The sequence below is a fragment of the Oleiphilus sp. HI0043 genome (assembly GCF_001634935.1).
Genome location: NZ_LWEY01000063.1, coordinates 1 through 1,107, shown reverse-complemented (window position 1 = coordinate 1,107; position 1,107 = coordinate 1). Strand labels below are relative to the sequence as shown.

Sequence of the window (1,107 nt, the reverse complement as noted above, 5' to 3'; positions counted from 1 at the left end):
AGTGGTGCGGTTGTATCAGATGGCCTAGAAAATGGCACGGTTGTGAGTGGTGTAGGTGGCCAATATAACTTCGTATCGATGGCTCATTCATTGCCTGATGCGAGATCAATATTGTGCGTTAGAAGTACACGCGGTAGTGGTAAAGACCTGCAGTCAAACATTACACCACACTATGGCCATATCACGATTCCAAGGCACCTTAGAGACATCATTGTGACGGAATACGGTATTGCCGATTTACGCGGCAAGACCGACGAGCAAATCGCGATTGAGTTGATTAAGGTTGCTGATTCTCGCTTCCAGCAAGAATTACTAGAAGATATGAAGTCGAAAGGTAAGGTTCGCGAGAGCTTTACATTACCAGCAGAATACAAAGAAAACTATCCTGAGAAGTTAGCTGGGATTCTTAAGTCTGCTCGTGAGAAAGGTTTATTCCCACCGTTTCCGCTTGGCTCTGATTTTACCGATGAGGAAATTGCACTCGGTAAGAGCTTGAAGGATTTGAAGGCCTTAATGGCGCACCCACGACAAATGATCAAAGCGGTTATTCGTTCCTTTGTTCATAAAGTTGATGCAGACGAAGCGCGTCCTTTTCTTGAGCGTCTGAGCTTAGACCATCCAGATTCAACAAAAGATAAGATTCTTCAGCACTTAATTCTTCTGGAACTCGAAGAAAACGGTTATTTAAAACCAATGTAATTCGGTTATTTATATCAATTAAGCCTCCAATATTGGGGGCTTTTTATATGATGCTCAATTTCTTAAATATAAGGCTGCTGGATAGGCGTGACAATAATACTAAAAAGCTGTTAAATTCGTTTTAGCAATTATATTGATAACAATAAGAGAGCTTTATATGTCTTCGCAAAAAGTGTTAGGTAAGTACTGTCATTCGCTAGCTCGCGCTTTTCTTATTTGCACTGCTACATTTTCCTCTTCTTTATATGCCTACGAATATGTAGATGACCAGAAATTAGCCGATGCTAGCTCGATAGCAGATGCACTCTCTGAAGGTACTGCAGAGTTAGACTTTCGCCTTCGCTACGAAGATGCACGCCAATCAGAACCCTCTGAGCAAGGTGCTCAAGCGCTGACACTCCGCTCGCG

General features: G+C 42.5%; 2 protein-coding genes. Both read left to right on the top strand.

Features of this window, described 5'->3' with window-relative positions:
* Window positions 1-699: acetyl-CoA hydrolase/transferase C-terminal domain-containing protein (locus tag A3729_RS01400; protein WP_304439678.1), on the top strand; the 699-nt coding region annotated here is incomplete at its 5' end.
* Window positions 700-856: 157 nt separating this feature from the next.
* Window positions 857-1,107, top strand: a 251-nt coding sequence (locus tag A3729_RS01395) for a hypothetical protein (RefSeq protein WP_197475470.1), incomplete at its 3' end; no start/stop codon positions are given.